Below are 26619 nucleotides of genomic sequence, written 5' to 3' on the forward strand. Positions count from 1 at the left end.
TGGATCAGTGATGCGTATGGCCGCAAGCACCGGCGCCACAACCGGCGGCGGGCGTCTCGGTCGCGGCGGCAGGTGCGGCGGCCGTTGCTGCCGGCGTATTGCTGGTAGAAGACCCGCCCTTGAAGTCGGTGGCATACCATCCCGACCCCTTGAGCTGGAAACCGGCGGCGGACAGTTGCTTGGCAAAACCCTCCTGGCCGCAAGCGGGACAGGTGGTGAGAACGGGGTCGGATAGCTTGCGCAGTACCTCGGCGCGATGGCCGCAATCGGTACATTGGTAGTCGTAGATCGGCATGATGTGTTTCTCGGCGAAATCGGCGGAAGTTAAAAGCCTAATCAAAGCTGCGCATTATAGCGCAGCGCAGCATGGCCTGTGCGCAGGATCGTAAGGTGGGCTAGCGGACTTTCAAGCCATATGTGGCGTCCGATGCAACAGCGGATTGCATGGTTTGACGCTGACGGAAATTTTGCCGTAGGCTTTCCCGTGTTGCAAATCCGGTACGCCGGTCCCACGACACCCGATCAAAAACCTTCCGTCCCCTGGAGTCTTCGTCATGCGCGCCACCCTCCCCCTGCTCCGATTGCTATTGGCCGTGACCAGTTGCATGGCCCTGGCCGATGCCAGCAGCCCGGTGGGCAATTGGATGAATATCAGTGACAAGACCAAGAAAGCCGAAGCCGTCATCCAGATTTGGGAGGAGAAAGGTGAACTGCACGGCAAACTGACCAAGCTGCTCGATAGCAAGGACACGCTTTGCACCAGCTGCAAGGACGAGCGCAAGAATAAGCCGCTGATTGGCCTGGAGATCATCTGGGGCGTCAAGAAGGACGGCGATATCTGGAGCGGCGGCAAAATTCTCGACCCGGATAGCGGCGATATCTACAGCGTCAAGATGGAATTGGCCGATGGCGGCCAGAAGCTCAAGGTCCGTGGTTTCATGGGCTTCTCCCTGCTTGGCCGCACCCAGACCTGGGTGCGCGAGCAATAAGGCTGGCCCGGGCGGCCGCCAGCCGGCCGCCCGCAATCGATCCACGTCCCTTCCCTTCCCTTCCCTTCCCTTCCCTTCCCTTCCCTTCCCTCTCCTCCCGCCCAGCCAGGCACGGCTGCTCGCCCAGCGCATCCATGATTTCGCTCGCGCCGCAACCGTTGCGGCGCTGTCACTTCACATAGGTTTGATATATTCGCTACTGGGATTAGGATACGTCCCCTGTCCCGCCCCCGGTCCGCACACCGCCAGGAATGGCCTGCACGTTCGCTGCGAGCCGGGCAAGGTATGTCTGTCCCCTATAAGAATCCATCGCCATGAACGAAATCACGCTAGATCGTCCCATTTCCGCATCAGGACGTAAATTGCAACGCAGAGGAGAGGAATCCCGCCGCAAAATACTTGACGCCACCCTGGTATTGATCGCCAGGCTGGGATTGCACGGCGTTACCCATCGGGCCATCGCGGCCGAAGCGGGGGTGCCGTTGTCGCTGACCACCTACTTTTTTAGCGGCATGAACGACCTGATCGGCCAGGCCTTCGATCATTTCGTCCAGGTGGCCGCGCCGGATAATGGCGCCTTGCGACATCAGCTGAGCGAATACCTGGATGGCTTTTCCGCCGAACAGCTGCTGCATGATCCGGCAATCCGTCAGCAGGTTTGTGCCCATGTCACGTCCCTGCTGGCCGATTTCGTGCAGGATCAGACCGCATCGCAATCGGTTGGCCTGGCTGTCGGGCTGAATTTTATGACGCAGTACCGGCTCGATCCGCCCTTGCGTGCCAAAGTGGTCAGCTACCGTGCTTCGCTGGTGGCCGGCATCACCGAACTGGCCGGCCGGGTCGGCTCTGCCCAACCGGAGACCGATGCTTCACTGGTACTGGGCGTGATCCATCGCGTGCAGTTCGAGTGCATCAATCTGCCCACGGCCAAACCGGAAAACCTTTTGCAAGCCGAAATCGGCCGTATGCTTGCCTTGGTGTTCCGGCTGGTTTGAGCTAAGCAAACCGCGCGGCTGTCCCCCAGCCGCGCCCTTTTCATGCCTCCCCCATCGCCATGCTCGAACTCATCCCGCTGATCCTTATCGCTTTTTCCGCCGGGCTGATCGACGCGGCAGTGGGGGGCGGCGGTCTGGTGCAGGTTCCCGGGCTTTTTGCCACCCTGCCCAACCAATTGCCCGCCACGCTGTTCGGCACCAATAAGTTCAGCGCGATCTTCGGCACCGCGACCGCGAGCTGGCGCTATGCGCGCAGCGTCGATATCGCTTGGCGGCTGGTGATTCCGGCCGCCCTCACCGCCTTCGTCTGCGCCTTTCTGGGCGCCATGGCGGTCAGCCATATTCCCAAGGAATGGATGCGGCCGCTGGTATTGGCGCTGCTCCTGTTCATGCTGGGCTACACCCTGCGCAAGAAGGACTTCGGCGCCATGCATCGGCCCAGCCATATCGGTCGGCGCGAGCTGGCCGTGGCGCTTGCGATAGGCGGCGCCATCGGCTTTTACGACGGCCTGTTCGGCCCCGGCACCGGCAGCTTCCTGATCTTTCTGTTTATCCGCTTTTTCGGCTTCGACTTCTTGCGCGCCTCCAGCGCGGCCAAGGTGGTCAATCTGGCCACCAACCTGGCGGCCCTTGCCTTCTTCATTCCTTCCGGCAACGTGCTCTATCGCTATGCCATTCCCATGGCCATGGCGAATATCGTCGGCGCGATGCTGGGCACCCGCCTGGCCATGAAGGGCGGAACCGTCCTGATACGCAAACTTTTCATTACCCTCGTCAGCCTGCTGATCGCCAAATTGGGCTGGAATCTTGTGCATTAGCGTTGGCGACCCACGGTGTAAACCCAGGGAAACACTGATTAAATGCGCCAACGAGCGACAGCGAGGCTCCCTCGCGGCGGCGAGGGCGGGGGGAGTCGGACTAGATCAAGCGAGGGGGCGGTTCATTTGCCACTGACCGTGAACACCCGGCTCCGCCGGGTGACGGCCTGCGATTTGAATACTCGCAATATTTCAGTGTATTCCTACAAGTCCGGCGAGGTGACGATAAAATGGTATCCGCACCATCGCTTCCCCGCCCAAGATCAAGGACCCCGCTCGATGCCCGCCCCCTACAAACGCCCGGAATCCGTGCTGGTCGTCATCTACACCCCCGATTTGAAGTCGCTGATCATTGAACGCACCGACTTCAAGGATGCCTGGCAATCGGTCACCGGCAGCCTGGAAGAAGACGAAACCCCGCGCGCCACCGCCCGCCGAGAAGTGCAGGAAGAGGTCGGCATCGATACGGACCTGCACGAATTGCAGGACTGGGGCATCTGCAACGAGTGGGAAATCTACGAGATCTGGCGCCATCGCTACGCCCCGGGGGTGATCCAGAATACCGAACACGTTTTCGGACTGCTGGTCCCGGAGTTGTTCGAACCTACCCTGTCGGTGCGCGAGCACAGCGGCTGGCTATGGCGCGACTGGAACGTGGCCGCCGAAGCGGTATTCTCGCCGTCCAATGCAGACGCCCTGCGCCTGCTGCCGGAGATGGCCGAGAAGTTCGGCGCGCGGTTGATTCCGCAGGGAAATGCGTAGCGAACTGGTCTAATCTCAAACCAGACCAAGTCCACGAGAGCCGGGCAGCAGATCGCTGCCCGCCCTTTCATGCCGAATCGCAGCCTCCGTGTCGATCGCCCTGTCGGCGAAGCAAGGGGCGATCGGCAATGGAAGGCGCGCAATAACCGGCCGTGAGGACACGCTGAGGACGAGGAAGCCGAACGCATGGAACGCACACTCCTGCTGGTCGATGATGAAGCCAATATCATCGCCGCGCTCACACGCCTATTCCGGCGCGAGGGCTACACCATTCTGACCGCCGATTCCGGCGAGTCGGGCTTGCTGATATTAAGCAAACATCCGGTCGGCGTGATCATCTCCGATCAGCGCATGCTGCACATGAAAGGCACCGAGTTCCTCAGCGCCGCCAAGCTGCTGCAGCCCAATTGCGTGCGCATTGTTTTATCGGGATACACCGAGGTGAATTCGATCACCGATGCCGTCAATCGCGGTTCGGTGTTCCGTTTCCTGACCAAGCCCTGGGATGATCAAACACTGCTGGAGCAGGTCGACGAGGCATTTGAACAGTACGAACTGAAGATGACCAATTTCAGGCTCTCCGAGGAGTTGCAGCAAAAGAACGTCGCCCTGGAAAAGACCAAGCACCAGCTGGAGATCGCCTTGGCCAATGTCAGCACCGAACGCGATGTGGGCAGATCCATCCTGAAGATCACCCAGCAAGTGCTGCACCAGGCGCCGGTCGCCATTATCGGCTACACCCTGGACGGCACCATCGCCGTCAATAACCAGCAAGCCTCGCGCTTGTTTCCGGCGCTTTGTCCCGGGCTTGATATCTATTCACTGCTCCCTTACGAAGTGGTCATGGCGCTGAAAAGCAATAAAACGGCGGGGACCTATCGCGAAAGTGAAAATCGCCAATTCAATTTCAAGAACACGCCGCTCAATGCCAATAACGCCGTTGCCGGCATGATACTGACCTTTATTCCGCAGGCTTCGGACAGGCTCGAATACGAAAACGGCGGAAAGTCGGCCAGCCATGGCAGGCCGGCCAATCCGCTATGAAAATCAATACCGAAGCGCTGGACCTGCCCAGCCCGGCCGAGCAGTGGCTGGCTGCCTATGGCGACAAGCTGCCTCGGCACAATCCTGCCATCGTTGCCTTTATCGGCGGCGGCCATGAACATGATGACGAGCTGGCGGCACTGGAACGTAGCGCATCCGGCAATCCGAGCAGCATTCTCAGGCTTTTGAAGGTAGCCAACTCGCCCTTCTTCGGCCTCAGCAAGCAAATCACCTCGGTCAAGCAGGCCATTACGGTGCTGGGCTTTTCGGCGGCCAGTGCGATCGTCTTGCGCGGCATCATCCTCGATGCCTTCGATATCTCCAGCGCCGATCTCATGGCGAATGAACTGATCGCCCACAGTGTCATGACCGGTATCTGCGCCAAGGTGCTAGCCGAAGAGTGGGGCGAGCCACGCGATATCGCATTCACCATCGGCATATTGCATAACATAGGCAAGCTCACCATGCTGGTCTACGCCCGCACGCTGGCGGAGGAAATCTATCGCGGCAACGAGCGCACCGGCGAGGAGTTGGAAAGAGAGCTGGAGGTTTTTGGCTTCAGCCATGCGGAACTGGGCATTCTGATGCTAAAGAAATGGCATATCCCGGACACGATCATCGAGGCCATCCGCGACTATCCCGACCTGGCGGACTGCTCGACCCGCTTGAAAAGAATCATCCACCATGCCCAGGCAATCGCCGGCCTGCTAAGACAGGAAGGCGGGGGTCCCCTGCCCGGCAACACCATTGAACGGCTATCGAACGAACTGGATGTATCCGGGCCGCGACTTCATGCGCTGACCCATACCATCTTGCGGGAGGTGGCTATTATTATAGCGCCCGTATAACTGTGCGTTTCCCGAAACCGGACCGATTGGATCCGCAGAGACCCCATGCATTACATTATGCTCGTGGACGATGAGCAAAATCTGCTCAATGCGCTCAGCAGGGAATTGGCCCGGGTCGAGGACGAGCAAGGCCAGCCGATCGCCTTAGCGGTCGACTGTTATCCCGATCCCGCCAGCGCGCTGATGGCTGCGGAGATCAAATCCTATGACCTGGTGATTTCCGACTACCGCATGCCCGGCATGAACGGCGTCGAATTCCTGAGCCAATTCAGGCGCCACCAGCCAGATGCGATACGCATCATTCTTTCCGGCTCGACCGACGTACCGGGCCTGATCCGGGCCGTCAACGAGGCGCAGATCTTCCATTTGCTGCGCAAACCCTGGTGCGAAGAAGAATTGAAGCAGCTTATCCTGCGGGGGATCCGGGAGCGCCAGCGCCTGCTGGAAAACAAGCGCCTGGCCGATGTCGTCCGCGCCGGACAATCGGCCGTTCGACATCGCTAGGGAGGCCGACGTAAGGTCAGCGCCCCCAACACACCATCAATCGATATATTCGAACAAGGTCACGACCTTTTCCACGCCCGCCGTCTGGCTGGCCAACTGGGTCGCATCCTTCGCTTCCTGTTGCTTGACCAGACCCAGCAGGAATATCTGCCCGCGTTCGCTTACCACCTTCACATGCAGGGGCGAAAAGCGGTTGGCATCCATCATGCGCGCCTTGGCCTTGGTGGTCAGGGCCGCATCGGCGGTGCGGGACGACAGGCTGGAAGGCAAGCGGATGGCCAGCTCGTTGTAGACCTGTTTTACATCCTGGGTCTCGCGCGCCTGTTTCTCCACTTCGGTGCGCGTCGCTTCGTCAGGCACTTCGCCGCTGAGCAACACGCTGCGGTTGAAGCTGGTGATATTGACGTGGCTCAGGCTGCCGAACTTGGCGGACACCCGATCACCTATCCGCGATTCGATCTGTTTGTCGTTCCACACCACGGAAGTGCTGCGGCGATCCTGCGAGACGGCCACCCCGGTGGCGGCGCCGGCGACGATCAAGGGAAAACAGGCGGTGAGCTGGCTGGCCGCCAGTAGCGACAATAGCAGCAGGCTGATTCGTTTGAACACGTGTTTACTCTCCATCCAACAAGATGCAGTCGATTGCATCGCAAATACTGTGGATCAACAGGATATGAACCTCCTGGATGCGGGCGGTACGTTTAGCCGGCACATTCAGTTGGATATCGTCACCCTTCATCAATTCGGTGATCTTGCCGCCGTCCTTGCCGGTCAACGCGATTACCGTCATTTGCCGTTCATGCGCCGCATGGATGGCTTCGATGACATTGACCGAATTCCCCGAAGTGGAAATCGCCAGCAACACATCGCCAGGCTGCCCCAATGCACGAACCTGCTTGGAAAACACCAGGTCGTAATCGTAGTCGTTGGCAATGGCCGTGATCGCCGAGGTATCGGTCGTCAAGGAAAATGCCGCCAGGCCGGGCCGTTCCTTCTCGAAGCGGCCGACCATCTCGGCCGCGAAATGCTGTGCATCGGCGGCCGAGCCGCCATTGCCGCAGGCCAGGATTTTGCGGTCGGCCATCAATGCGGCCACCATCCGCTCGGCCGCAACGGCTGCCGGAGCGGTCAAGAGTTCGCGGGCTTCTTCCTTGGCGGCAATGCTATCCAGGAAGTGCTGGTTCACGCGATCGATCAGATCCATATGGATATCCCTAAGTTCAAAATGGGTGAGGCTTTTTTCAATTACAGTTCGATTATATTTTTCAGCCAACGCGGCGCGTCGTCGCCATCCAGCAATATCGCATCGAAGCGACAAGGCGGCATGCGGGGCAAAGTCGCGAGATAGAGCTGGGCCGCCGCGACCAGGCGGGCCTGCTTGGCTGCGGTGATGCTGTCGGCCGCACCGCCGAAGCGCCCCTTGGCACGGTAGCGCACCTCGACGAACACCAGGATACCGCCGTCATCGGCGATCAAATCAATCTCGCCCATACGGCATCGCCAGTTGCGTGCCAGTATCCTGACTTTCTTCGTCAGCAGGAAATCCGCCGCCCGCCGTTCGGCCGCCTCGCCTTTGCCTGGTGGCATACGCTCTCCTTGCCCTGGCGCGCGACAATCCGGGCGCGGCGAGTCTAGTATCCCTGCGGCTTGGCGCTGCCTGGTTCTGCCGGTGCGGCAGCGGGCGCAGGCGGGGGCGCCTCCTGCTTGGGTGGCGCCGGTGTACGCGGCACGCCACCCACCTCGCCGCTCATCAATTCGCGGCTGAACTGGCGGCTTTCCGACAAACGCAGGGTCCCGGTCACGCCCTGGACTTCAATGGCGGCGCCCGGTGCCGAAACCAGGAGCAACAGGCTAAGCCGATAGGCATCGATACCCAGCGCATAGAGCCGCTGCATATCGGGATTCAAAGGCTTGTCGGCCCGCTTGAAAGCCAGCACGTCACCTTGGTAAGGCTCCAGCAGCCAAGGCATATCGACGAATTTCACCCCCACCAGATCCACATTGGTACCGCCGACCTTGCCAAACTTGCCGCCCCAGACCTGCGAGGTGGCATACAGCGGCCGGGCGCTGCCCAGATAAGGCCGGACCAGCCGCGCCTTCTTCTGGTCGGCAGCGAGGAACAGCGCGTCCGCATTCAAGGCGGCTACCTTGTCCTTCAACTTCCAGACGGCTTCCTTGTCCGCGCCCAGGGCCAATATCATTGGCGCCTTGCCGGTGATCAGCTGCCACTCCTTCGAAAATGCGTCGCGCATACGGCGCGCCAACGGGCCGCTGGACTCTACCACCACCGGCTGCCGGCAGCCGTCGCGTTGCATGGCGCGCGCGATCTGGCGCGCCTCGGCTTCGATGGAAAGCCCGAGCGCGAACAAATTGGCCGGCGCACTGGCGGCGTTCAGTCCATCGAGGCTATTGAGGGCCAATACCGGCACTTCCAACCGTCCATAGGCCGCCAGCTTGGCAATGGATCCCCGCGTCAATGGGCCGATCACGCCCACCGCGCCCCGGGCAACGGCCTGGCGATAGGCGATCAACGCCTCCTCATCGCGCTCACCGGTAGGGTAAAGCCGCAATTTGGGCGTATTGTCGTCACCCAGCTTCAATTCCGCGGTCATGGCCCCTTGCCGCACCACTTCCGCCGGCGCGGCCAGGCTCTTCGCCTTGGTCGGCAGAATCAAGGCAATATGGGGCACATTCTCTTCCGTCCTTGCGTCGGAAGCCTCTTCCGCACTGGCTGGGCCAGGTAAGCCGAGGTAGAGTAGCGCCGCCGCGAAAAGCGGCATCCAGCGAAAGGTTGCTATACCGTGCATGACGAGCCGTATCCAATTGATCGTCCGGCATTATATGTGGTGGCTACGCCCATCGGGAATTTGCGCGATTTGACGCCCCGGGCCCAAGCCATCCTTGCCGGCGCAGATCTGATTGCCGCCGAGGACACCCGCGTTACCGGCCAATTACTTAAACACTTCGGCATCGCCACCCGGATGATGTCGCTACGCGAGCATAACGAACGCGAAGCGGCCGAAAAACTGATCGAGCGGCTCCGCGCCGGCCAGGCGATTGCCCAGGTCTCGGATGCCGGCACCCCCGCCGTCAGCGATCCCGGCGCTCGCCTGGTCGCCGCCGTCCATGCCGCCGGTTTCAAGGTCGTCCCCATCCCCGGCGCCTCCGCCCTGTTGGCCGCGCTGGCCGGCGCCGGCATGCAATCGCCCCGCTTCCAGTTCCATGGCTTCCCCGAACCCAAGAGCACGGCGCGGCGCAAGGAATTCGAGACGCTCAAGAACCTGCCGCATACCATTGCTTTTTTTGAAGCGCCGCATCGCATTGCCGACAGCCTGGTCGATATGGCAGCCGTATTCGGACCCGAGCGCATCGCCGTTGTCTGCCGCGAATTGACCAAGACTTTCGAAACCATCCGCCGTGCACCGCTGGCGGAGCTGGCGAGCTGGGTCGCCGCCGACGGCAACCAGCAGCGAGGCGAACTGGTCGTATTGGTAGAAGCCGCCCCGGTGGTCGTGCAGGACGATGCAGCCGGTTTCGACGCCATACTGCAACCCTTGGTGCGTGAACTGCCGATGAAACAGGCGGTGAAGCTGGCGGCGGAAATCACCGGCGGAAATCGCAACGCCTTGTATGAACGGGCTTTGCAACTGAAGGGGGAATAGGTTGGATGCTCGGCCATCAGCCCGGCCCCAGCCTTGCCAGCATTGCCTTGGTCAGCCGGGCCCGCTGCGAATCGTAATCCGCCCAGGGGTCGGCCGACTGGTCCCGTAGGCGCTGCAGGGTGGCTTCGATACCGAATTGATCGGACCGAACCCCTTCAGCCAATTCCTCCCAGCTGATCGGCACCGCCACGGGAGCGCCTGGCCGGGCGCGCACCGAAAACGCCGACACGGCCGTCGCACCTTCCGCATTGCGCAGGTAGTCGATAAAAATGCGCCCCTTGCGTTGGGCCTTGGCCATATTCGCGGTAAAGCGGCGCGGTATCAGCGCGGCCAGGTGCCGCGCCACCCGCTCGGAAAACTGCTTGACCGTAGCCCAGTCGTGATAGCGGTAAAGCGGCACTTCCACGTGCAGGCCTTTACCGCCGGTCACCTTCAGAAAGCACGCCAGACCCAGTTCCTGCAGGAGCGATCGAATCAGCATCGCCCCTTCTTGTACTTGGCGCCAGGCGACGTCCGGCGCCGGGTCCAGATCCAGGATGAGTTTGTCCGGCCTGTCCAGCCTGTCGCGGCGCGCATTCCAGGTATGCAGCTCCACCACGCCCAGCTGGACCAATCCGATCAGCGCTTCCAGCCGGTTGGCGGCCATGTAGCGGGCCGGGCCATCCTGCTGCTGCACGGTAACGGCGGTCAAGCTGGCGGGCATGCCCTCATCCAGATGTTTCTGGAAAAAGCAGGGATGGGCAGGGCCGCGCGGACAACGCACCAGGCTCAGCGGCCTATCGCGTAGCTGCGGTAATAGATGCGCTGCCACGGCTTCGTAGTAGCGTGCCAGGTCCAGCTTGGTCAGCCCGGTATCGGCAAATAGCACGCGTTCGGGATGACTGATCACGACGCCGGCAACCGTGGCGGATTCGCTGTTCGCTTGTGCCGGCCTTCGACTGGCTCGTTCCATGGTGACCTCGCTGGCAGGTTTGTCTTCGCGCAGTCCCAGGTAGACCGCCTGCCGCAGCCGCCTTGCTCCGGTCCAGCCGGCAAATCGGGTTTCCGCTACCAGGATGGGCTTTACCCAGCGGATGACGGTGTCGGCCGGTTCGGCCGGCACGGCGTCGAAAGGACAGCGGGATTGGGCCAATTGCGCCAGCTGCCTGGAAAGCTTGCCCAGTGTTGCGTGGCTGAAGCCCGTCCCTACGCGACCGGCATAGTGGAGCCCACCATCGCGGAACTCGCCGACCAGCAAGGCGCCCAAGCCCAGCCGCCGTCCCTTGGGCAAGGTATAGCCACCCACCACGAACTCCTGGCGGTTGCCGCACTTGAGCTTGAGCCAATGCCGGGACCGTTTTCCCGCATAGGCGGCGTCGGCTCGCTTCAGTATCAGGCCCTCCATCCCTTGCCGGCAGCTTTGCCCGAATGCCTCGGGCAAGCGGCTGCATGGCCCCTCGATATGCTTGCTGTATTTGATCGGCGCCGTGCCGGGCAATCCCGCCAGCAATTGTCCGAGGCGCTGCTTGCGCAAGCGCTGCGGCAGGGCGCGCAGATCGGCGCCCTCGCACCATGGCAGATCAAACACCAGGTATTGCAAGCCCGTCGCCGGCTTCGCGTCATTCTCCCGGCCAAACGCCTCCTGCAAGGCTTGAAAGCTGATGTCGCCGTGATCGTCAAGGGCGACGACTTCGCCATCGAGCCAGGCGTCCTGTACCGGCAATGCCGACAAGGCGCTGACCAAGTCCGGTATGCGCCGGGTCCAATCCTGCCGGTTTCGGGTCCAGAGCGTGACCTTGCCATGGGCGATACGCGCCAGCATCCGGTACCCGTCATATTTGAGCTCTGCCAACCAGTCGCCGCTACCGGGAAGCTGCGTGGCCAGGGTGGCCAACTGAGGCGCCACGAAGGCCGGCAGGCTGACTTTGCCTGTCGACGTCGCGGCCGGATGCGGGGGCCGCCTACCTTCAGCGATCTCTTGCATATTGCGATGGCTGAGCACGCTGTGAAGCCTATGCCGGGTAATTTCGCCGTCCTGACCGTGCCGCGCATACGCATCCTCGGCCTTGATCAGCAGCCAATTTTCCTGCTTGTCGGTACCGCGCCTCGCCATGCGCACCAGGCTCCACGCGCCGGCCAGCTTCTCGCCAAGCAATTGGAAACTCAGGTGGCCCTTACGGTAACCCGCCATCGGATCGCCATCCGGCACCCAGATACCGCGATCCCACAACATGACGGTACCCGCGCCATATTGCCGGGCCGGAATGATGCCTTCGAAGCCGCCATAGTCCAAGGGATGATCCTCCACCTGTACCGCCAGTCGCTTCTGCGCGGGGTCGAGACTCGGCCCTTTCGGTACTGCCCAGCTCTTCAGCGCCCCCCCCAGTTCCAGACGAAAATCGTAATGCAGGTTTCGCGCCGCATGCTTCTGGATCACGTAGCCCAAGCTATCGCCCGACGCACCTACCGTGCCGGCAGGCTCCGGGGTCTGCTTGAAATCGCGCTTGCGCCAGTATTGTTCGAGGCTCATGGACTATCACCCTCAAGCGCGCTTGCGCCGGGCCGCCGAGGTCGTGGACGCCTCCGCTTTGGCGCGCGTCGCGGCGGGCTTCGCGACTGCGGTTTTTTTTGAGGCGGCTTGTCTGATTGCGCGGCTCGCCTTGGGCTTGCCGGAAAGACTTTGCTTGAGCAGGGCTACCAGATCCACCACATTGCCGCCGGATGGTGGCGGCTCGGCCTGCCCCTCATCCGGCACGATGGCATGGGTTTCGTTGGCGGCGATCTTCCGGTCAACCAGGGCCATTACGTCGTCCTGGTAGCTATCGCGGTATCGCGCGTGTTGCCAGGTCTCGCTCAGATCCTCGACCAAAGCTTGCGCCATCTTCAATTCGCGGTCGCTGATGCCGTCACCCACCGGCAGATCCAGTTCGTCCTGTCCCCGCAGTTCGTTTGCATAGCGCAAGGTCTGCAATACCAGGGCCTGGTCCACCACCCTCAGCGCCGCCAAATGCTGGCGGGTGCGGATCACCACTTGCCCTATGCCTACCCTGCCCGATCGCCGCAAGGTTTCCCGCAGCAAGGCATAAACCTTTTCTCCTCGCCGCGTCGGCGTCAGGTAATAGGGTTGCTCATAGCAAAGCGGGTCTATCTCATCCGCTTTCACGAAGGCTTGCAGCTCAAGCGTTTGCGTCGCGGCCGGATTGGCTTGCTTGAGCTCCTGTTCGGTCAGCACCACGTACTGACCTTCCTCATATTGATATCCCTTGACGATATCGTCCCACTCGACCTCCTTGCCGGTCGCCTTATTGACGCGTCGATAACCCACCGGCGCAAAATCCCGCTTATCGATCAGGTCGAGATCCAGCTCGCTGCGTTTTTCCGCAGCAAACAGTTCGACGGGAATATGCACCAAGCCAAAGCTGATGGCGCCTTTCCATAGTGCGCGCGGCATGGTCCTACCTCTGGCGATGGTCAGCGATAAGACGGACACAGCAAGCGGCATTCCTTGCCGGGATCGCCGGGGGATTCCTGCTTCAATCCGAGGAGGTATGGGCATGCTGCTTGCAACGGTTCTTTCTGCTGACGCACAGGATTATGCGAACCCCGATCGCAGCCGCCCGTCTAGAACTGGAGAACCCAATATGATTCCGCACACCCAGAGCAGCGCAAATAAAAAAACCGCCATGGTCAAAGATCGGCAGCCCGCTGTCGCCGCCAAAGCCAAGGACGCGACCACCCTTTTACGTGCAGACCACAAATTGGTGGATGGCTTGTTCGCCGAATACAAAAAAGCGCGTTCCCCGGCAAAGAAACGGCAACTGGTCGATCAGATCTGCAAGGAACTGACCGTGCATGCACAGATAGAAGAAGAAATTTTCTACCCTGCGGTGAAGGCCGCGCTGAAGGATACGGCGCTTATTCCGGAGGCGATCGTGGAACATGCCACGCTCAAGGATTTGATCGCCCAGGTAGAAGGTGTCGAACCAGGAGGGGAACTCTTCGATGCAAAGATCATGGTGCTCTCCGAGTACGTGAAGCACCACGTCAAGGAAGAACATGCCGAAATGTTTCCAAAGGCAAAAGCGACCAAACTGGATATGAAGGCGCTTGGCGCCAAGATGGCGGAACGTAAAGCCGAACTGACGGCCGACCATGAAGCGTAAGGCGTAAAGCGGCGCTCAGGAAAAAACCTGCTTCAACAAACCACGCCAGGCAATTGGCGTGGTTTTGTTTTGCGGAGAATGCCTAACTTTCCGTTGCGGCCCGAGGTGGTACCGCGTCATTGCCCGGCATAAGGATTACCTTGCGGCAATCGTCCAATTTGCCATCGAACAAGCGATAGCCCTCCGCAGCCTGTTCCAAAGGTAGCCGATGGGTGATGATGGCCGAGGGGTCCAGCACACCTTGCTGGATGCGTTCCAGCAGCAGCGGCATCCAATGCTGTACATGGGTTTGTCCCATGCGCAAGGTCAGGCCCTTCTCGAACGCATCGCCGAACATAAAGCCATGGATAAAGCCGGCATACACGCCCGGTACACTGACAATGCCACCGCGGCGCGTGGCGGCGATACATTGGCGCAAGGTAAAGCCGCTGGAGCCTTCCAGTTTCAGGTCCGTGAGGACGGTTTCCAGGGTGCTGCCCTTGGCCTCAAAGCCGACCGCATCGATACTGCAATCGACGCCTCGATAGGCGGTAGCCTCGATCAGCAACTCGGCGGGGTCGCCGTACTGATCGAAATTAATGGTTTCCACGCCGTAAGCCTCGCGCGCGAATGCCAGCCGATAGTCGTGGTGATCGATCATGAATATGCGCTCCGCCCCTTGCATACGCGCACAGGCAGCCGCCATCAGGCCTACCGGACCCGCGCCGAATATCGCCACCGTGGCGCCCCGCCCTACTTCGGCATTGACGACGGCCTGGTAGCCGGTGGGTAGGATGTCCGACAGGAAAAGCACTTTCTCATCGGGCAACCCTTCCGGTAGTTTCAGTGGCCCCACGTTGGCCATGGGAACACGGACATACTCGGCCTGACCGCCGGCGTAGCCACCATAAAGATGGGTGTAGCCGAACATGCCGGCACCGGGCCGCAGCCGTTTGCGATTCAGTAGCGTCCCCTGGGCAGGGTTGGTGCTTTCGCAAGCCGCATAAAGCGATTTGTTACAGAAGAAGCAATGCCCGCAGGAAATGGTGAACGGGACGACAACCCGATCACCCACCGCCAACTTGGTCACGGCCGGCCCGGTCTCCTCCACGATGCCCATGAATTCATGTCCCAGCACATCCCCCGCTTCCATCCCGGGCACTTTGCCTCGGAAGAGATGCAGATCGGAACCGCATATGGCCGTTGCCGTGACGCGTAGCAGAATGTCATCCGACTCGACCAGGCGCGGATCGGGAATTTGATCGACCCGAACATCTTTTGCTCCGTGATAGACCAGTGCTTTCATGGCGCTTCCCCGTGTTGACGACCGTTATGTCAATCCAGGGCATCCACCGCCGAAGGCTGTGCAAAGGAGCGAGTGAGTCCTTGCATGGCTGGACGGATTGCACGGCCGGGGCTGCCTGGATCGCTTTTGGTACCGTGACTGCTCAAGGGTCTTAGCAATTGCAGTACCTGAAAAACGGGCTGACCGGGCTTCAAACGCTGAGCGCATAGGCCAATAAATCACAATCGCCTAGCACAAACGTGAAACTAACGCTTCTGTCTGCTGTCATTTCCTATGGTTTTCCTCCTCCACCATGGCACATGGGTCGCCTCGCCGGGCGGGAGTAACGCGATGCAGCCGCGAATGTGCTTAAGCTGCTGACCACCCGGAAAGACGGGTGCCTTCAAGCCCGGGAACTGGGCTGCCTCCACCGGTCGGAAGCCTTTGCGGGCAGTTAATGCTGGCCAGTTCCTGGCCTTGAGGGCGTACAACGCGCACGGCATGACCTAACTTGCTTTGCCGCGCTAGTCCATCTTGATCCCGTGCCTGGTCAGTTTGCGCGTCAGATAAGTTTGACCTAGTTCACCGAAGGCCTTGTTGGCGGTTTCCACGCGCTTTTCGTCGCCAGATTTCATTTCTGCGAACAGATGCTTGATGTTTGCCTTATTGCTCGTCCACCATTTGCCGCTGTCACTGAACTTGGCGCTGCCCGTGAACAACGCCGACGCTTTTTGGTTGAAAACACTGCTGGCCCCATCGAACGCGCTTTTGTGGGCCTTGCTAATGGCCTTGAGCTGATCAGCTTTGCTGAACATTTTGCCGTTGGCAGCCCAATGGGCTTTCATAGCGGCGATGCCGGTGTCCTTCAGGCCGTGTATCTCCTGCCCTCCCTTGCCCAGCTGGGGGAAGGCCTCGAACATATGGTCGTCAAAGTAGTAACCGGCGTGCTCGTTGCCGGCAACCTTCATTTGCCATTTGGTTGCCATGGTCTTGGCCCGAATGGCCGAACCGATATCTTCCAGGCCAACTGCGCGTTTGGCGGTGACGTCCTCCAGAAAGGAGCCGATGGCGATACCGCCCAATGGAGTTTTTTTCGGATATTCCTGCTTTTGGGTCAGATTTAGCTCATCGACCTCCGAGATCTTGGCGCCTTCGTCGTAGTGCTCACCGCCAGGGGAGAGGCGTTTAATTACCCGCCCTTCCAGTTTGGCGCGCTGCGGCGATAGGTTGTAAGGAAGGATGTCCTGGTAAGCCGTGGCGTTGGAGGTGTGTAAATTACCCTGCGTCAAGTCAGTGCCATGCTGGATGGCATGGATATTGGCGACTATCGGGTATGTGTGGACACCGTGTCCCGATTTCTGGATTTGCAGATTGAGCTTGGTCGTCACACTTTTATCGGCGCCATCGCGGATCTTGTCGATGGTGTTGTAGAAGTGGGTGCCCACCTTGTGGCTTGGCGGAGTGGGCGTGCCTATGGTGGCACGCTTCTGCCGCTTGTAAGTGACAGTGGGAGCAAACGTTGGCGGTGCAAGCGGAACGGGTACCGGATCGCCATCGCTTCCCTTCCGCTTTCTTTTCACCTTGCTCTCCTCTACGTTCGCTTGATCAGCGATTTACGCAAGGGGTGTGCCATGTGCCGCCTGATGTCGATATCGGCGTGAAATGGCTTGGAGAGTGGGGTGGAGCCGCTAGGCGACATCGGCGGGGAAAGGGCGAACGGGTCGTTTCCAACCCGAGGTGGGTCAAAACCACACCGGTTTTGACCAGGATCCAGTCCCGCGGCGAGCAACTTGCGTGCATCGTCTCGCTTCCTGCGCGCTTCGCTGAGACCGGTTTCTGGGTAGACGCCCAGGGATATCAGCTTCTCTCTGCCAGCGATCCTGTATTGGAGTCGCCAATACTTCGACCCGTTGGGATTCAGCTGTAAGAACAGGCCTTTGCCATCCGCCAGTTTCTTCGACGCTAAAGAAGGCTTGGCGGCTCGAATTTGCAGGTCAGTCAGTGGCATTTGGGGGTAACTCCGAAATCGAACTGAACGTACCCCCAAACCTACCCCCATCTTGTCTGGCTTCTTACGGAAAAGGGCGAATCATCCTGGAATTAAAAAACCCGCATCGCTAGCAGCGATGCGGGTTTTCTGGAAGTCCACGGACCTGCATGGACTGTATCTGGTGCCCGGGGTCGGACTCGAACCGACACGCCTTGCGGCGGGGGATTTTGAGTCTGTCCGGTGAGAAAAGTAGTTCCTATTAATCAATGACTTGCCGCCGCCTGTTCATTGTTAACCCTGCGAGAATCAAGCACATTCAGCGTTAGTTCGGCTTGCTCTGGCACACTTTTGTCACACGAATTCTGGGGGGATCTGAACGCGACTAGCCTCTCGGACCGGAGCGGTACAAGCAGCCTAGGCGAGTCGATTGGAATGACCTGTAGTAGCAAACCAGTTACAGGTTCGATTCCTGTCGGAGGCGTCATTCCATGCTGCTTCAAGCTTCATGAAACAAAGAAAAAACAAATACTTAGCGTAAGTTGCCATCCGGCATCCGGCATCCGGCATCAGAAGGCTTGAAATGGCTTCCGCATTCGCACGTTTGTCGCTGTGGATGGCGGAGCAAATCCGCGAGAAATCTGTCGCGCGGGAATTGCTTGCCAATACCATTTATCCGTGTTGGCGATCCGCTTCCAGCACTTCGATCATTCCTATCGGCACCAATTTTTCGGTGAGTCTATCGGGATGACCTACAAGCATTGGTGCAACTTCGGCGGTATCTGCGAGCGAAAAATTTCGGCCATCCATCTAGGGGGCTGGTGAGAAACTCCCGGTATCAGCCACTGCGTGGGAAAATCTGACCAGATCAGGAATATTTGCTCAAAAAATAGGCGCAAATTGCCAGATTTTTGAACAAAACCCTGCATTTTCACAACTTTCCTGCAGCACGGTGGGAGTCCGACGAGTCTCTCACCAGCCTGCTAGTCATATGCCTAGCTTAGGGAAAATTTACGTGAAACAAGCGTGCAAGTTAGGCTTTTGTACTAGATGACTCCGGTATGATGCTCGCCTTGCGATGCACCGCTTCGATGACGATACGGGCTCTGTCCAAGTTGTCAGTATGAGAAAGATAAGAATTTCCTTATTCACTACGGAAAATCCACAGACTAAACTTTTTGGGAGGACTGAAATGACAAAAAAATGGCTCAAGCCCCTTGCCTTGATAGGATCGGCGCTCCTTGCCTGGAACGCAAGTGCAGCGAGCTTTGATTGCGAAGCTGCAAAAAGCACGACTGAAAAATTGATTTGCTTGGAACCCAATTTGTCTCAACTTGACGAGCAGCTCTCTTCGAGATATCGCCGGGTGTCAAGTGACAAGCAATGGAAAAAAAGCCAGCTGGCGTGGCTTAAAGCTCGGGACGCCTGTTTGGATTCAGCATGCCTTATTACGTACTATCAACATCGCATTGAAGAATTGAAAGCCACCGAGCCCGCAATCTGTAAAAAAATTGAGAGGCTTTATTCTTCAGGCGAACATGGCAAGTACTCGATCCCGTTCGAAGACAAGGGTGATGATTCATGGGTTTATGCTTTTGATCTCGACAAAAATCGGCAAACCGACAATCTGGAGGCTAGGTGCGGAAATGGATCTGAAGCTATTTGCGAAATGCGGCTTTTCATGAACGGAAAACTCGCTGCGGAATTTGGCGTACCTGCGGGCATCCGGCTTATAGAAATAAAAAAAATTATTTACATTGTAACGGGAGTGAGTATTTACGCTGACAACAGGGCTGAATTCGATGGCTTCTCTGTGCGTCAACTTCTTTTAAATAAAGAAAAATTGGTTTGCGGAACGGATTAAGGGAAAAGAAGCAGATGTTGAAATACAAAGTACTTACACAAGATGGCTACAATGATCTCTTGGCGAGATTTGTCAAGATAACTGAAAAACTTCATCCCGCTGCCACCAACATAGGAGATAACAAGGCCACGATTGGCTACGGTTACACTCTTAATCGGAACAACAATGTCGAAATCTGGACGCGTGCGGGTTTGCAGCTGTCAGATGCACAATGGAAGTCTCTGAGAGATATTGATAGTGCCAAAATCGGGGCCAAGACAGCACTGGGTTTGAAATTTCCAGGAACTTTGAATGCCGCACAATCAAGCGCATTACTTGGTGCATCATTTTCAGAGTATGAAGCACTATCAAATAGATTAGGGATGCCGTTTTCCACAGAGAAAGCTGCCTTTGTTTCGCTTACGTATAATCGAGGCGTTACTAATGCAAATACCATGGTGGACTTTTTCACGGCAGTTGCTGACGGTAATCGTGCTGAAGCATGGTTTCAAATACGATACAACACGATGAGATTTACCCCTGGTGACTTTAAAAATGGCGTTGCCAAAAGGCGTTACGTAGAAGCTGAGGTGTTTAGTTTGTATGACGCTCCCTTAGCTAACCTGGCGACCATTGACGAAGCAAAAAAAGCGTACGCCATGCTGACTAAGCATAGAAATGAAATTCTCACGCATGAAAAAAAATATGGTGTCCCTGCGGACGGATCAAAATCCAAACGCAACATGATTGGAGAGGCGGCAAGTGATAGCTTATTGAGGACAATTTCCATACCACGGTCAATAGTAGATTCGCTTTTGCCGGCATATACAGAAATTGTTACATGGGCAAATAGCATTAAAGGTGCGAATGCGCCAGTCATTGACAAAGCTGTCATAACAAATACTGCTGCCATTTATTTTCATGGGGTTGGTAATAAGCCATCAAGCCTAGATGGAAAAATGGTTGATGCGCAAAGCGGCAAAGGATTGAACAACAATCTTATGATAGGAGGCGACGGTCCCGACAACATCGAGGGTGGCACCGGCCACGACTACCTCATAGGCGGCGCCGGTACGGACATCCTACAAGGCGGCAACGACAACGATACGTTGATTGGCGGCCTCGGCAATGATCAGCTTGAGGGCGGCAATGGTGTTGATACCTATGTGATCGAGGCCGACGGCGGTAGCGACACAATTACGGATACAGACGGCCAAGGTACGATCAAATTTGCCGGCACAACATTGTCCGGCGGTACACGTAACGGTATTTTTGGCACCTATCTAAGTACCGACGGCAAGTTCCGCTATGTCGCCAACAAGGGTGCCAGTCCAGGCACCGGTGTGCTCGTGGTGACTTGTATTGCCACTGGGCAAAAAATGGGCATCCGCAACTTCAGCAGCGGTCAATTCGGTATCAACTTGTCGGAGGGCACTGCGTCCAAACCGCCCGGCACCGTCGGTTTAGCCAGCAATGACTTGCTCGGTTACTTCGGCACTTCTCTCCCCACAGCAGCGGCTTTGCGCCACGGCGTCGCAGCCGATATGGCCGCGCCCCAGATGATCGGCATCTACGGCAAGGGCGGCAACGACTTTATCCTGGCACCTGACGGTAGCGGCACCCTGGAGGGTGACGAAGGCAATGACTACATCTATGCCGGTAATGGTCTCAAGTTGATTACTGGCGGGTCCGGCGACGACCATATCCAGGGCAATTGGCGGCTGCTGCCGCGCGTCAGCAGCAATCCCCGTGATATTTGGAACAACAGATACCAGGACTGGACCCTACGCTATACCGCATCTCGCAATCTCAAGCCCTTCTATGTGATTCCCGATGAGGGTATGGATATCCATCTGGATCTACCCTACCACTGGGAGCTGGATGGCACGCCGCAAAGCGGTAGCCAGCCACGCCTCGATATGAACAAAACCGAGCAAAAGGCCGCCAACACCAGCGGCTTCTTTGCCGACGGGGGCGAGGGCAAGGACTTTGTCGAAGGCGGCAATGGCGCTGATAGCCTGATGGGCAATATTGGTCAAGATACCGTAGTGGGCAACGGCGGCGATGACCAACTCTATGGCGATGCTGGCGAAGACTGCCTGGTGGGCGATGACGGTAACGATACGCTCGATGGCGGTGATGACAGCGATACCTTGGTTGGGGTGGTTGGCGATGACCTGCTATCCGGAGGCGGAGGCAACGACTATCTCTATGGGGGCAGCTTCGACGAGCGATTCAGTGGCAGTGACGATGACCGGCTATACGGCGGCGAGGGTAATGACACCCTCGACGGCAATGGTGGCTCGGACCAGCTATTCGGCGATGAAGGTAATGATTTGGTGGTCGAGAGCGGAGCGGGTGCGCTAGCCGATCGAAACCTGCTCGATGGCGGCGACGGCAACGACACCGTGTGGGCGGGCACTGGTAACAATAACTTGTTCGGTGGCAACGGCAATGATGTGTTGCTGGTCGGTTCCGCCACCTTGGCGCTTGAGTTGATCGGCGACAATTACCTCGATGGCGGTGACGGTGAGGACAAACTGCAGGGCGCCAAGGGCAACGATACGTTGGCCGGCGGCGAGGGCCTGGATAGCGTGCGCGGTGGCGCGGGTGAAGATCAGCTATTTGGCGAAGGCGGCAACGATCTGCTGACGGGCGAAGAGGGCAAGGACACCCTTACTGGCGGAGAAGGTAGCGACTCGCTGAATGGCGGCGACGGTGACGATACCCTGGACGGTGGCGAAGGCGATGACCGACTCGACGGTGGCGATGGCAATGACCTGCTGCAAGGTGGCGAAGGCACGGATGGTCTGTATGGCGACGCGGGCAATGACACTTTGAGCGGGGATGGCGAGGACTATCTCGACGGCGGCGAAGGGGATGACAGCATCAGTGGCAGTGACAGCGACATCCTGCAAGGCGGCAGCGGCAGCGATACCCTGCAGGCTCTGGGCAGCGGCCTCTCGCTGCAAGGTGGCGAGGGCGATGATCGCTATCTGATGGCCGACGCAATCGACGGAGAGGCACAGTCGGAGATTATCGATGCGGCCGGCAGCAATCGCATTGTGCTCGACGCGAGCTTGGACGAGATCGCGGTGGCGAATCGCAGCATCGACCTGACATTTAATGTCGGCGGCAGCAACTTCACCGTACGTGGCGGGCTGCGCAGCGGCAATTTCCGCTTTACCGCGTTGGCGGAGAGTTCGGGCACGCCGACCACTGCGCGCATTGCGGGTACACCGGTTGCAGCATTGGCAGCAGCGGGGGTGCTAGCCGATACGGAACCCACCGAACTGGATCTGTCGTTCAAAACCTTGATGAACAGTGCCTGCCGCACGGCGATCCTCCTCACATTCGAAGATCGGCAACAAGCCAGCGGCTTCTTCGGCGGCCAGGCAGATGACAACGTGACAGGCTCCCTGCTGGCCGATAATCTCGACGGCAACAGCGGTAACGACACGCTCAGCGGCCGAGCCGGTAACGATACTTTGATGGGCGACCTGGGCGACGACAGCCTCTATGGCGACGCGGGCAACGACCAATTGGATGGCGGGCTAGGCAATGACAGCTACGGCTATCTGCGCGGCGAGGGTCACGACCAGATAACCGATGCAGGTGGCGACGATACGCTAAATCTGTTCGATGTCGCGCTGTCTCAGGTCACCATTAGCGCCGATGGACGCGATCTCAACCTGCGCCTAAGTGAGCAAGATGATGTGCTGATCAAGGGCGGTATGGATGGCGCGATCAACCACTTTGCGTTCAACGGCGGCATGGTTTCCCTTGGCTATCTGCTCTCGCGCCTGCGCACCGGCCCACTGAACCTGACCGGTACCGCTGCTGCCGAAAGCCTGGATGGCAGCCTAGGCAATGACACGCTGAATGGCATGGCCGGCAACGACAGCCTGGCGGGTTACGATGGCACCGACACCTATCGCTTCGCCCTGGGCGATGGTCGCGACACCATCAACGACCAGGGCGCCATCGGCGAAAGCAATACCCTGCTATTCGCCGCGAATATCGTGCGGGCCGATATGCGCTTGAAGCAGGCCGGCAATGATTTGCTGGTGAGCTTCGCTAACAATGGTGACGCAATCAGCATCCAGAACTATTTCATCCCGGTCGGCACCGTCAGCGAATTCCGCTTTGCCGACGGCCAAGTCTGGAACCGTGCAGCGATTCAGCAAAAGCTATTGGCCGATTCCGCCACGGCGGGTAATGACACCCTGCTGGGTGGCGAAGGCGCCGACGTGCTAAACGGCCTGGCAGGCGACGACGTACTCAATGGAGGCGGCGGCAACGACAGCTTGAATGGCGGAAGCGGCAATGACACGCTCGATGGTGGCCTAGGCAGCAACCTCTACACCTTCGATGCCGGCTTTGGGCTGGATGTCGTCAACAATTCGATGTATCTGTCCCAAGGTGACCAAGATCGACTCCAGTTCGGCGCCGGCCTGCTATCCAGCCAACTGACCCTGACCCGCCCCAAGACAGCATCGATTTGATCCTTGGCTTCCAGGGCAAGAGCGACCAAGTCACCGTGGTGGGCTTCTTCGGCAGTGTGGTCAACTACAGCCAAATCGGCACGGTCAGCTTCGCGGACGGCACGACCCTGTCCAGCCAAGACCTGCACCGCCGCTACTTCGCCCAGCTGGCGACTGCCCAGCAGGACTTCATCAGCGGCACGGCGCTGAATGACACCCTGATCGGTTTGGACGGCAACGATTATTTGTCCGGGAAGGAAGGTAACGATCAGTTGCAGGGCGATGCCGGTGACGACAACCTATCCGGCGACGAGGGCAACGACACGCTGGTGGATGGAGCGGGCAATGATTGGTTAAGCGGCGGTGGCGGCCATGACTTGTTCAAGCTGGAGGGGGGCGGCATCGACAAGCTGAGCGACTTCACGGGCAGCGATACCGTGCAGCTCTGGCAAGGCACGACCCTGACAGGCCTCACCTTTCAGCGCAATTACTTCATGGACCAGCTCGATATCGGCCGCAAGGGCAGCAGCGACGTAGTCCAGTTGTCAGGCTATTGGCGTTACCCAGATTTCAATCAGATCCAGGGCGGCACCATTCTGCTGGGCGATGGCAGCACGATTACGCCCGAGATCTTCTATGCCCATGCCTTACGCAATAGTGCCGGCAATGACCAGATCACCAACTTCGCCTCCGACGACCGGCTGTTGCAAGGCCTGGCAGGCAATGACCGTATCGAAGGCGGACGCGGCAACGACACGCTGGAAGGTGGCGCTGGTGACGACACCGTGATCGGCTATGGCGGCGAGGATACCTTTGTGTTTGGTCGTGGCGACGGCCAGGACCAGTTGGTCAATTACGATAACAATGAAACACGCAGTCCCGATGGCTCGCCACTGCCCTTGCGCGGCACCCTCAAGCTCCGCGATCTGCGAGCCGCCGATATCAGCATCCGCAGCGGCGACCAGGGCAGTCTCATGCTGGAAGTACTGGGCAGCAACGATAAACTGACCATCGCTGGTTACTTCCGCTATATCGACAGCAGCAACGCCCATAACGTCGCGGTAGCCCGTATCCAGTTCGCCGATGGCGTGATCTGGGGCAAGGATGAGATCCAGGCCGCCAGGCTGAACTACCAGCTAGGCTACGAGCAGCTATTTGAAGGCGATGCCGGCAACAACCAACTGCAAGGCCAAGCTAGCCGCGACCTGCTACGCGGCTTCGCCGGCAACGACGCCCTATACGGCTTTCAAGGCGATGACCGGCTGGAAGGGGGCGATGGTGACGACCAGCTCGATGGTTCAGAGGGCAATGACAAACTCTTTGCCGGTACCGGTAACGACAAGTATGTGTTCCGCTCCAACTGGGGTCAGGATGTAATCGACAATACCGGTGGCGGCACCGACTGGTTGATCTTTACCGATGTGGAGCGAAACCAGTTCAGCTTCCGCCGCGAAGGCATGGACCTGATGATTGGTGTGGTCGGTGATGCCAGCCGCAGCGTGCGCGTGCTGAACCATTTCAACGGCGGCGAAGCAGCCATCGCCTATGTGCAGCCGAAGAGCGGCAACGGCATCTCGGCCGCCGAGATCGCGCGCTTGATTCCGCCCAATACGCCCACGGCCGGCAACGACAACTTGAACGGCACCTCTACTGCCGAGAGCCTGGCTGGTGGCATCGGCAACGACACCATCTATGGCCTGGGCGGCAACGACACCCTGGCCGGCGATGATGGCGACGACCGCCTCAACGGTGGCGAGGGCGACGACACTTTGCGCGGTGGCGCGGGGAATGACCAACTGTTCGGCGAAGCGGGCAACGATCTGCTTGATGGCGGTGGCAGCGGCAATGACACCCTTAACGGTGGACTGGGCCATGACTTTTATATCGTTACCAATGGCCGTGAGACGATCGTCGAAAATGCCGGCGAAGGGAGCGATACCGTCATGACCGGGACGACCTACACGCTCGGCGCCTATCTGGAAAACCTGACCCTGGTCGGTACCAGCGCCATCAACGGCACCGGCAACGCCCTGAACAATGTACTGACCGGTAACAATGGCGCCAACCGCTTGGATGGTGGCTTGGGCAGCGATACCTATGCGCTGGCCAAGGGCGGCGGCGCCGATGTGATCCGCGATTTCGACACGACCGCGAACAACGTCGATGCCATCCAGTTCAAGGATGTCAAATCGACCGAGATCAGCGCGGTGCAGAAAGTGGGCGTCAACTTGGTCCTGAAGTACGGCGCCACCGACCAAGTGACCGTCGAAAACTACTTCGACGCCACCAATGCGCTGGCCTATCGCATCGAACAGTTCAAGTTCAGCGATAGCGTGGTCTGGAACAACACCCAGATACAGGCCAAGGTGGTCACGGCCAAGCTGCAGGCGGATTTGGCGCAGGGGTCGGCGGATATTGTCTTGTCACGCCCACCTATGGTCGAGGCAGCTAGCCAGATTACTTCGGTCGAGCAGCAACTGGCCAGCCTGGTGAGCGCCATGTCAGCCTTTGCGCCAATGGACGCAGCCTTGTTACAACAGACGATACCGTCGCATGAACATTACATGCCGATGATAACGGCCAATCGCTTGATGTAACTTCACGACGCATCACAGCCGGGTCTAGATGGCCCGGCTTTTTCTTGGCCTATTCAACCAGTGATGCTACATTGCGAAACGGTGAACGTTCGTTCTCTTTGTGCTAGTGGTGCATGGTTTGATGTCCCGCCGGACCAGGTGATGCGCGAGGCGCTAGCCTGTTGGCGAGATGACGCAAGGGGCTACGTCCTCACGGAAAATCGCAACGACGGGTATTCCGATATCCTTGCTGGCCGAAGTTTTGTCGAGCAGGATCGGCTCGTGCCCAGTTGAATGACTGTAAGGCTCCGAGGAAATTAAGCCATGATAAAAATCAGTACGCTTGAAAGAGAAGTCATTTTCTCTATTCTAGCCCAGGCTGCTGGCAGCCCTGCCCAGGCACAAGCCATTGTGGATCAGCTTGTAATAGCAGATAGGACCATCAGTTCCGCCGCGGACGACCCGGACAGATGCTGCGGGTTTTACTTAAACTTCACTGAGAATAGCGCACTGACTGAGCTGGATCTTCTTCCCCACAATTTTAGCCTACAGGGGACTCATCCGGACCTGATTGCGGGAGGGGATTTCATCTTGTTCTTCGATTCAAAAAAGGGAATCAGCTTTCTTGAGGCCACCTTTTATGGTGAGACGTTGCCAACCGCTCGCCTGCTTTCTGAACAGCATGGTTTCACGTTCTAATA

The 26619-nt window shown here is 58.6% G+C and carries 24 protein-coding genes and 1 tRNA gene; 14 read left to right on the plus strand and 11 right to left on the minus strand.

The genetic code is table 11. The features are described from left to right. Window positions 1–4: 4 nt before the first annotated feature. Entirely contained in the window at window positions 5–295 is a 291-nt protein-coding gene (locus FNU76_RS00200; protein ID WP_143855813.1) for an FmdB family zinc ribbon protein, read from the minus strand. 259 nt (window positions 296–554) lie between these two features. Here FNU76_RS00200 and FNU76_RS00205 point away from each other — a divergent pair, with 259 nt between their 5' ends. From FNU76_RS00205 to FNU76_RS00235, 7 genes are all read left to right on the plus strand, one after another. Beyond that, complete coding sequence (locus FNU76_RS00205; protein WP_143855814.1) at window positions 555–989, plus strand: DUF2147 domain-containing protein; 435 nt, start codon at window positions 555–557, stop codon at window positions 987–989. Window positions 990–1303: 314 nt separating this feature from the next. Beyond that, window positions 1304–1984 (plus strand): TetR/AcrR family transcriptional regulator, encoded by a 681-nt coding sequence (locus FNU76_RS00210; RefSeq protein WP_143855815.1) that lies wholly within the window; start codon window positions 1304–1306, stop codon window positions 1982–1984. A 59-nt stretch (window positions 1985–2043) separates the two neighbouring features. Beyond that, window positions 2044–2802: a sulfite exporter TauE/SafE family protein gene (locus tag FNU76_RS00215; RefSeq protein WP_143855816.1), complete on the plus strand. Its 759-nt coding sequence runs from the start codon at window positions 2044–2046 to the stop codon at window positions 2800–2802. Between the two features lie 279 nt (window positions 2803–3081). After that, on the plus strand, window positions 3082–3564 hold the full coding sequence (nudB, locus tag FNU76_RS00220) for a dihydroneopterin triphosphate diphosphatase (RefSeq protein ID WP_143855817.1): 483 nt from the start codon (window positions 3082–3084) through the stop codon (window positions 3562–3564). Window positions 3565–3750: 186 nt separating this feature from the next. Next, the gene (locus FNU76_RS00225) at window positions 3751–4608 is read left to right on the plus strand and encodes a response regulator (protein ID WP_143855818.1); all 858 of its coding nucleotides are present in this window, start codon (window positions 3751–3753) and stop codon (window positions 4606–4608) included. Then, the gene (locus tag FNU76_RS00230; RefSeq protein ID WP_143855819.1) at window positions 4605–5456 is read left to right on the plus strand and encodes an HDOD domain-containing protein; all 852 of its coding nucleotides are present in this window, start codon (window positions 4605–4607) and stop codon (window positions 5454–5456) included. The genes FNU76_RS00225 and FNU76_RS00230 overlap by 4 nt, the downstream gene beginning before the upstream one ends. Before the next feature lie 45 nt (window positions 5457–5501). Beyond that, window positions 5502–5960 carry a response regulator gene (locus FNU76_RS00235; protein ID WP_143855820.1) on the plus strand — a complete coding sequence of 153 codons (459 nt, stop codon included), beginning with the start codon at window positions 5502–5504 and terminating at the stop codon, window positions 5958–5960. Between the two features lie 36 nt (window positions 5961–5996). On the opposite strand, the gene FNU76_RS00240 is transcribed toward FNU76_RS00235, so the two are convergent. The 4 genes from FNU76_RS00240 to FNU76_RS00255 are packed head-to-tail and all read right to left on the minus strand — an operon-like array spanning window position 5997 to window position 8767. Then, window positions 5997–6569 (minus strand): BON domain-containing protein, encoded by a 573-nt coding sequence (locus tag FNU76_RS00240; RefSeq protein WP_223879170.1) that lies wholly within the window; start codon window positions 6567–6569, stop codon window positions 5997–5999. 4 nt (window positions 6570–6573) lie between these two features. Then, window positions 6574–7164 carry a phosphoheptose isomerase gene (locus tag FNU76_RS00245; RefSeq protein ID WP_143855822.1) on the minus strand — a complete coding sequence of 197 codons (591 nt, stop codon included), beginning with the start codon at window positions 7162–7164 and terminating at the stop codon, window positions 6574–6576. Between the two features lie 41 nt (window positions 7165–7205). Then, window positions 7206–7547, minus strand: a complete 342-nt coding sequence (locus tag FNU76_RS00250; RefSeq protein ID WP_143855823.1) for a YraN family protein — start codon at window positions 7545–7547, stop codon at window positions 7206–7208. A 44-nt stretch (window positions 7548–7591) separates the two neighbouring features. After that, a complete protein-coding gene (locus FNU76_RS00255; protein WP_143855824.1) occupies window positions 7592–8767 on the minus strand; it encodes a penicillin-binding protein activator in 1176 nt (391 codons plus the stop codon). Between the two features lie 39 nt (window positions 8768–8806). Here FNU76_RS00255 and rsmI point away from each other — a divergent pair, with 39 nt between their 5' ends. Further along, window positions 8807–9622, plus strand: coding sequence for a 16S rRNA (cytidine(1402)-2'-O)-methyltransferase (gene rsmI, locus FNU76_RS00260; RefSeq protein ID WP_308418589.1), 816 nt, complete (start codon window positions 8807–8809; stop codon window positions 9620–9622). Window positions 9623–9638: 16 nt separating this feature from the next. Here the strand turns inward: rsmI and ligD are convergent, their stop codons facing one another. After that, window positions 9639–12131, minus strand: coding sequence for a DNA ligase D (gene ligD, locus FNU76_RS00265; RefSeq protein ID WP_143855826.1), 2493 nt, complete (start codon window positions 12129–12131; stop codon window positions 9639–9641). A gap of 12 nt (window positions 12132–12143) precedes the next feature. After that, window positions 12144–13052, minus strand: a complete 909-nt coding sequence (ku, locus tag FNU76_RS00270) for a non-homologous end joining protein Ku (RefSeq protein WP_143855827.1) — start codon at window positions 13050–13052, stop codon at window positions 12144–12146. A 103-nt stretch (window positions 13053–13155) separates the two neighbouring features. Here ku and FNU76_RS00275 point away from each other — a divergent pair, with 103 nt between their 5' ends. After that, window positions 13156–13764 carry a hemerythrin domain-containing protein gene (locus FNU76_RS00275; protein ID WP_308418590.1) on the plus strand — a complete coding sequence of 203 codons (609 nt, stop codon included), beginning with the start codon at window positions 13156–13158 and terminating at the stop codon, window positions 13762–13764. 82 nt (window positions 13765–13846) lie between these two features. Here FNU76_RS00275 and FNU76_RS00280 read toward each other — a convergent pair whose 3' ends face one another. The 3 genes from FNU76_RS00280 to FNU76_RS00290 form a co-directional block, all read right to left on the minus strand. Next, window positions 13847–15049 (minus strand): zinc-dependent alcohol dehydrogenase, encoded by a 1203-nt coding sequence (locus FNU76_RS00280; protein ID WP_143855828.1) that lies wholly within the window; start codon window positions 15047–15049, stop codon window positions 13847–13849. Window positions 15050–15552: 503 nt separating this feature from the next. Then, the gene (locus tag FNU76_RS00285; protein WP_143855829.1) at window positions 15553–16608 is read right to left on the minus strand and encodes a hypothetical protein; all 1056 of its coding nucleotides are present in this window, start codon (window positions 16606–16608) and stop codon (window positions 15553–15555) included. A gap of 11 nt (window positions 16609–16619) precedes the next feature. After that, complete coding sequence (locus FNU76_RS00290; protein WP_143855830.1) at window positions 16620–17036, minus strand: Arm DNA-binding domain-containing protein; 417 nt, start codon at window positions 17034–17036, stop codon at window positions 16620–16622. 367 nt (window positions 17037–17403) lie between these two features. Here FNU76_RS00290 and FNU76_RS23985 point away from each other — a divergent pair. Next, window positions 17404–17499, plus strand: a tRNA-OTHER gene (locus FNU76_RS23985). A gap of 708 nt (window positions 17500–18207) precedes the next feature. Further along, window positions 18208–18879: a lysozyme inhibitor LprI family protein gene (locus FNU76_RS00295; RefSeq protein WP_179958282.1), complete on the plus strand. Its 672-nt coding sequence runs from the start codon at window positions 18208–18210 to the stop codon at window positions 18877–18879. Between the two features lie 553 nt (window positions 18880–19432). Here FNU76_RS00295 and FNU76_RS24240 read toward each other — a convergent pair. Then, entirely contained in the window at window positions 19433–19771 is a 339-nt protein-coding gene (locus FNU76_RS24240) for a hypothetical protein (RefSeq protein ID WP_179958283.1), read from the minus strand. Window positions 19772–19817: 46 nt separating this feature from the next. Here FNU76_RS24240 and FNU76_RS00300 point away from each other — a divergent pair, with 46 nt between their 5' ends. The 3 genes from FNU76_RS00300 to FNU76_RS00310 all read left to right on the plus strand — a co-directional run bounded on the left by FNU76_RS00300 (window position 19818) and on the right by FNU76_RS00310 (window position 26617). Next, window positions 19818–23363 carry a calcium-binding protein gene (locus tag FNU76_RS00300; protein WP_179958284.1) on the plus strand — a complete coding sequence of 1182 codons (3546 nt, stop codon included), beginning with the start codon at window positions 19818–19820 and terminating at the stop codon, window positions 23361–23363. Further along, window positions 23360–25939 carry a calcium-binding protein gene (locus tag FNU76_RS00305; protein ID WP_143855833.1) on the plus strand — a complete coding sequence of 860 codons (2580 nt, stop codon included), beginning with the start codon at window positions 23360–23362 and terminating at the stop codon, window positions 25937–25939. The genes FNU76_RS00300 and FNU76_RS00305 overlap by 4 nt, the downstream gene beginning before the upstream one ends. A 303-nt stretch (window positions 25940–26242) precedes the next feature. Then, the gene (locus FNU76_RS00310; protein WP_143855834.1) at window positions 26243–26617 is read left to right on the plus strand and encodes a hypothetical protein; all 375 of its coding nucleotides are present in this window, start codon (window positions 26243–26245) and stop codon (window positions 26615–26617) included. The last annotated feature ends 2 nt before the right edge of the window (window positions 26618–26619 follow it).

It is taken from the genome of Chitinimonas arctica (assembly GCF_007431345.1).
GTDB lineage: Bacteria > Pseudomonadota > Gammaproteobacteria > Burkholderiales > Chitinimonadaceae > Chitinimonas > Chitinimonas arctica.

Excerpts from the sequence above, each read along its gene's own strand:
- FNU76_RS00200 (WP_143855813.1), bottom strand. The coding sequence starts at position 295 with ATGCCGATCTACGACTACCAATGTACCGATTGCGGCCATCGCGCCGAG.
- FNU76_RS00205 (WP_143855814.1), top strand. The coding sequence starts at position 555 with ATGCGCGCCACCCTCCCCCTGCTCCGATTGCTATTGGCCGTGACCAGT.
- FNU76_RS00210 (WP_143855815.1), top strand. The coding sequence starts at position 1,304 with ATGAACGAAATCACGCTAGATCGTCCCATTTCCGCATCAGGACGTAAA.
- FNU76_RS00215 (WP_143855816.1), top strand. The coding sequence starts at position 2,044 with ATGCTCGAACTCATCCCGCTGATCCTTATCGCTTTTTCCGCCGGGCTG.
- nudB (WP_143855817.1), top strand. The coding sequence starts at position 3,082 with ATGCCCGCCCCCTACAAACGCCCGGAATCCGTGCTGGTCGTCATCTAC.
- FNU76_RS00225 (WP_143855818.1), top strand. The coding sequence starts at position 3,751 with ATGGAACGCACACTCCTGCTGGTCGATGATGAAGCCAATATCATCGCC.
- FNU76_RS00230 (WP_143855819.1), top strand. The coding sequence starts at position 4,605 with ATGAAAATCAATACCGAAGCGCTGGACCTGCCCAGCCCGGCCGAGCAG.
- FNU76_RS00235 (WP_143855820.1), top strand. The coding sequence starts at position 5,502 with ATGCATTACATTATGCTCGTGGACGATGAGCAAAATCTGCTCAATGCG.
- FNU76_RS00245 (WP_143855822.1), bottom strand. The coding sequence starts at position 7,164 with ATGGATCTGATCGATCGCGTGAACCAGCACTTCCTGGATAGCATTGCC.
- FNU76_RS00250 (WP_143855823.1), bottom strand. The coding sequence starts at position 7,547 with ATGCCACCAGGCAAAGGCGAGGCGGCCGAACGGCGGGCGGCGGATTTC.
- FNU76_RS00255 (WP_143855824.1), bottom strand. The coding sequence starts at position 8,767 with ATGCACGGTATAGCAACCTTTCGCTGGATGCCGCTTTTCGCGGCGGCG.
- ligD (WP_143855826.1), bottom strand. The coding sequence starts at position 12,131 with ATGAGCCTCGAACAATACTGGCGCAAGCGCGATTTCAAGCAGACCCCG.
- ku (WP_143855827.1), bottom strand. The coding sequence starts at position 13,052 with ATGCCGCGCGCACTATGGAAAGGCGCCATCAGCTTTGGCTTGGTGCAT.
- FNU76_RS00275 (WP_308418590.1), top strand. The coding sequence starts at position 13,156 with ATGCTGCTTGCAACGGTTCTTTCTGCTGACGCACAGGATTATGCGAAC.
- FNU76_RS00280 (WP_143855828.1), bottom strand. The coding sequence starts at position 15,049 with ATGAAAGCACTGGTCTATCACGGAGCAAAAGATGTTCGGGTCGATCAA.
- FNU76_RS00290 (WP_143855830.1), bottom strand. The coding sequence starts at position 17,036 with ATGCCACTGACTGACCTGCAAATTCGAGCCGCCAAGCCTTCTTTAGCG.
- FNU76_RS00295 (WP_179958282.1), top strand. The coding sequence starts at position 18,208 with ATGACAAAAAAATGGCTCAAGCCCCTTGCCTTGATAGGATCGGCGCTC.
- FNU76_RS24240 (WP_179958283.1), bottom strand. The coding sequence starts at position 19,771 with ATGGCAGCAGTATTTGTTATGACAGCTTTGTCAATGACTGGCGCATTC.
- FNU76_RS00300 (WP_179958284.1), top strand. The coding sequence starts at position 19,818 with ATGGTTGATGCGCAAAGCGGCAAAGGATTGAACAACAATCTTATGATA.
- FNU76_RS00310 (WP_143855834.1), top strand. The coding sequence starts at position 26,243 with ATGATAAAAATCAGTACGCTTGAAAGAGAAGTCATTTTCTCTATTCTA.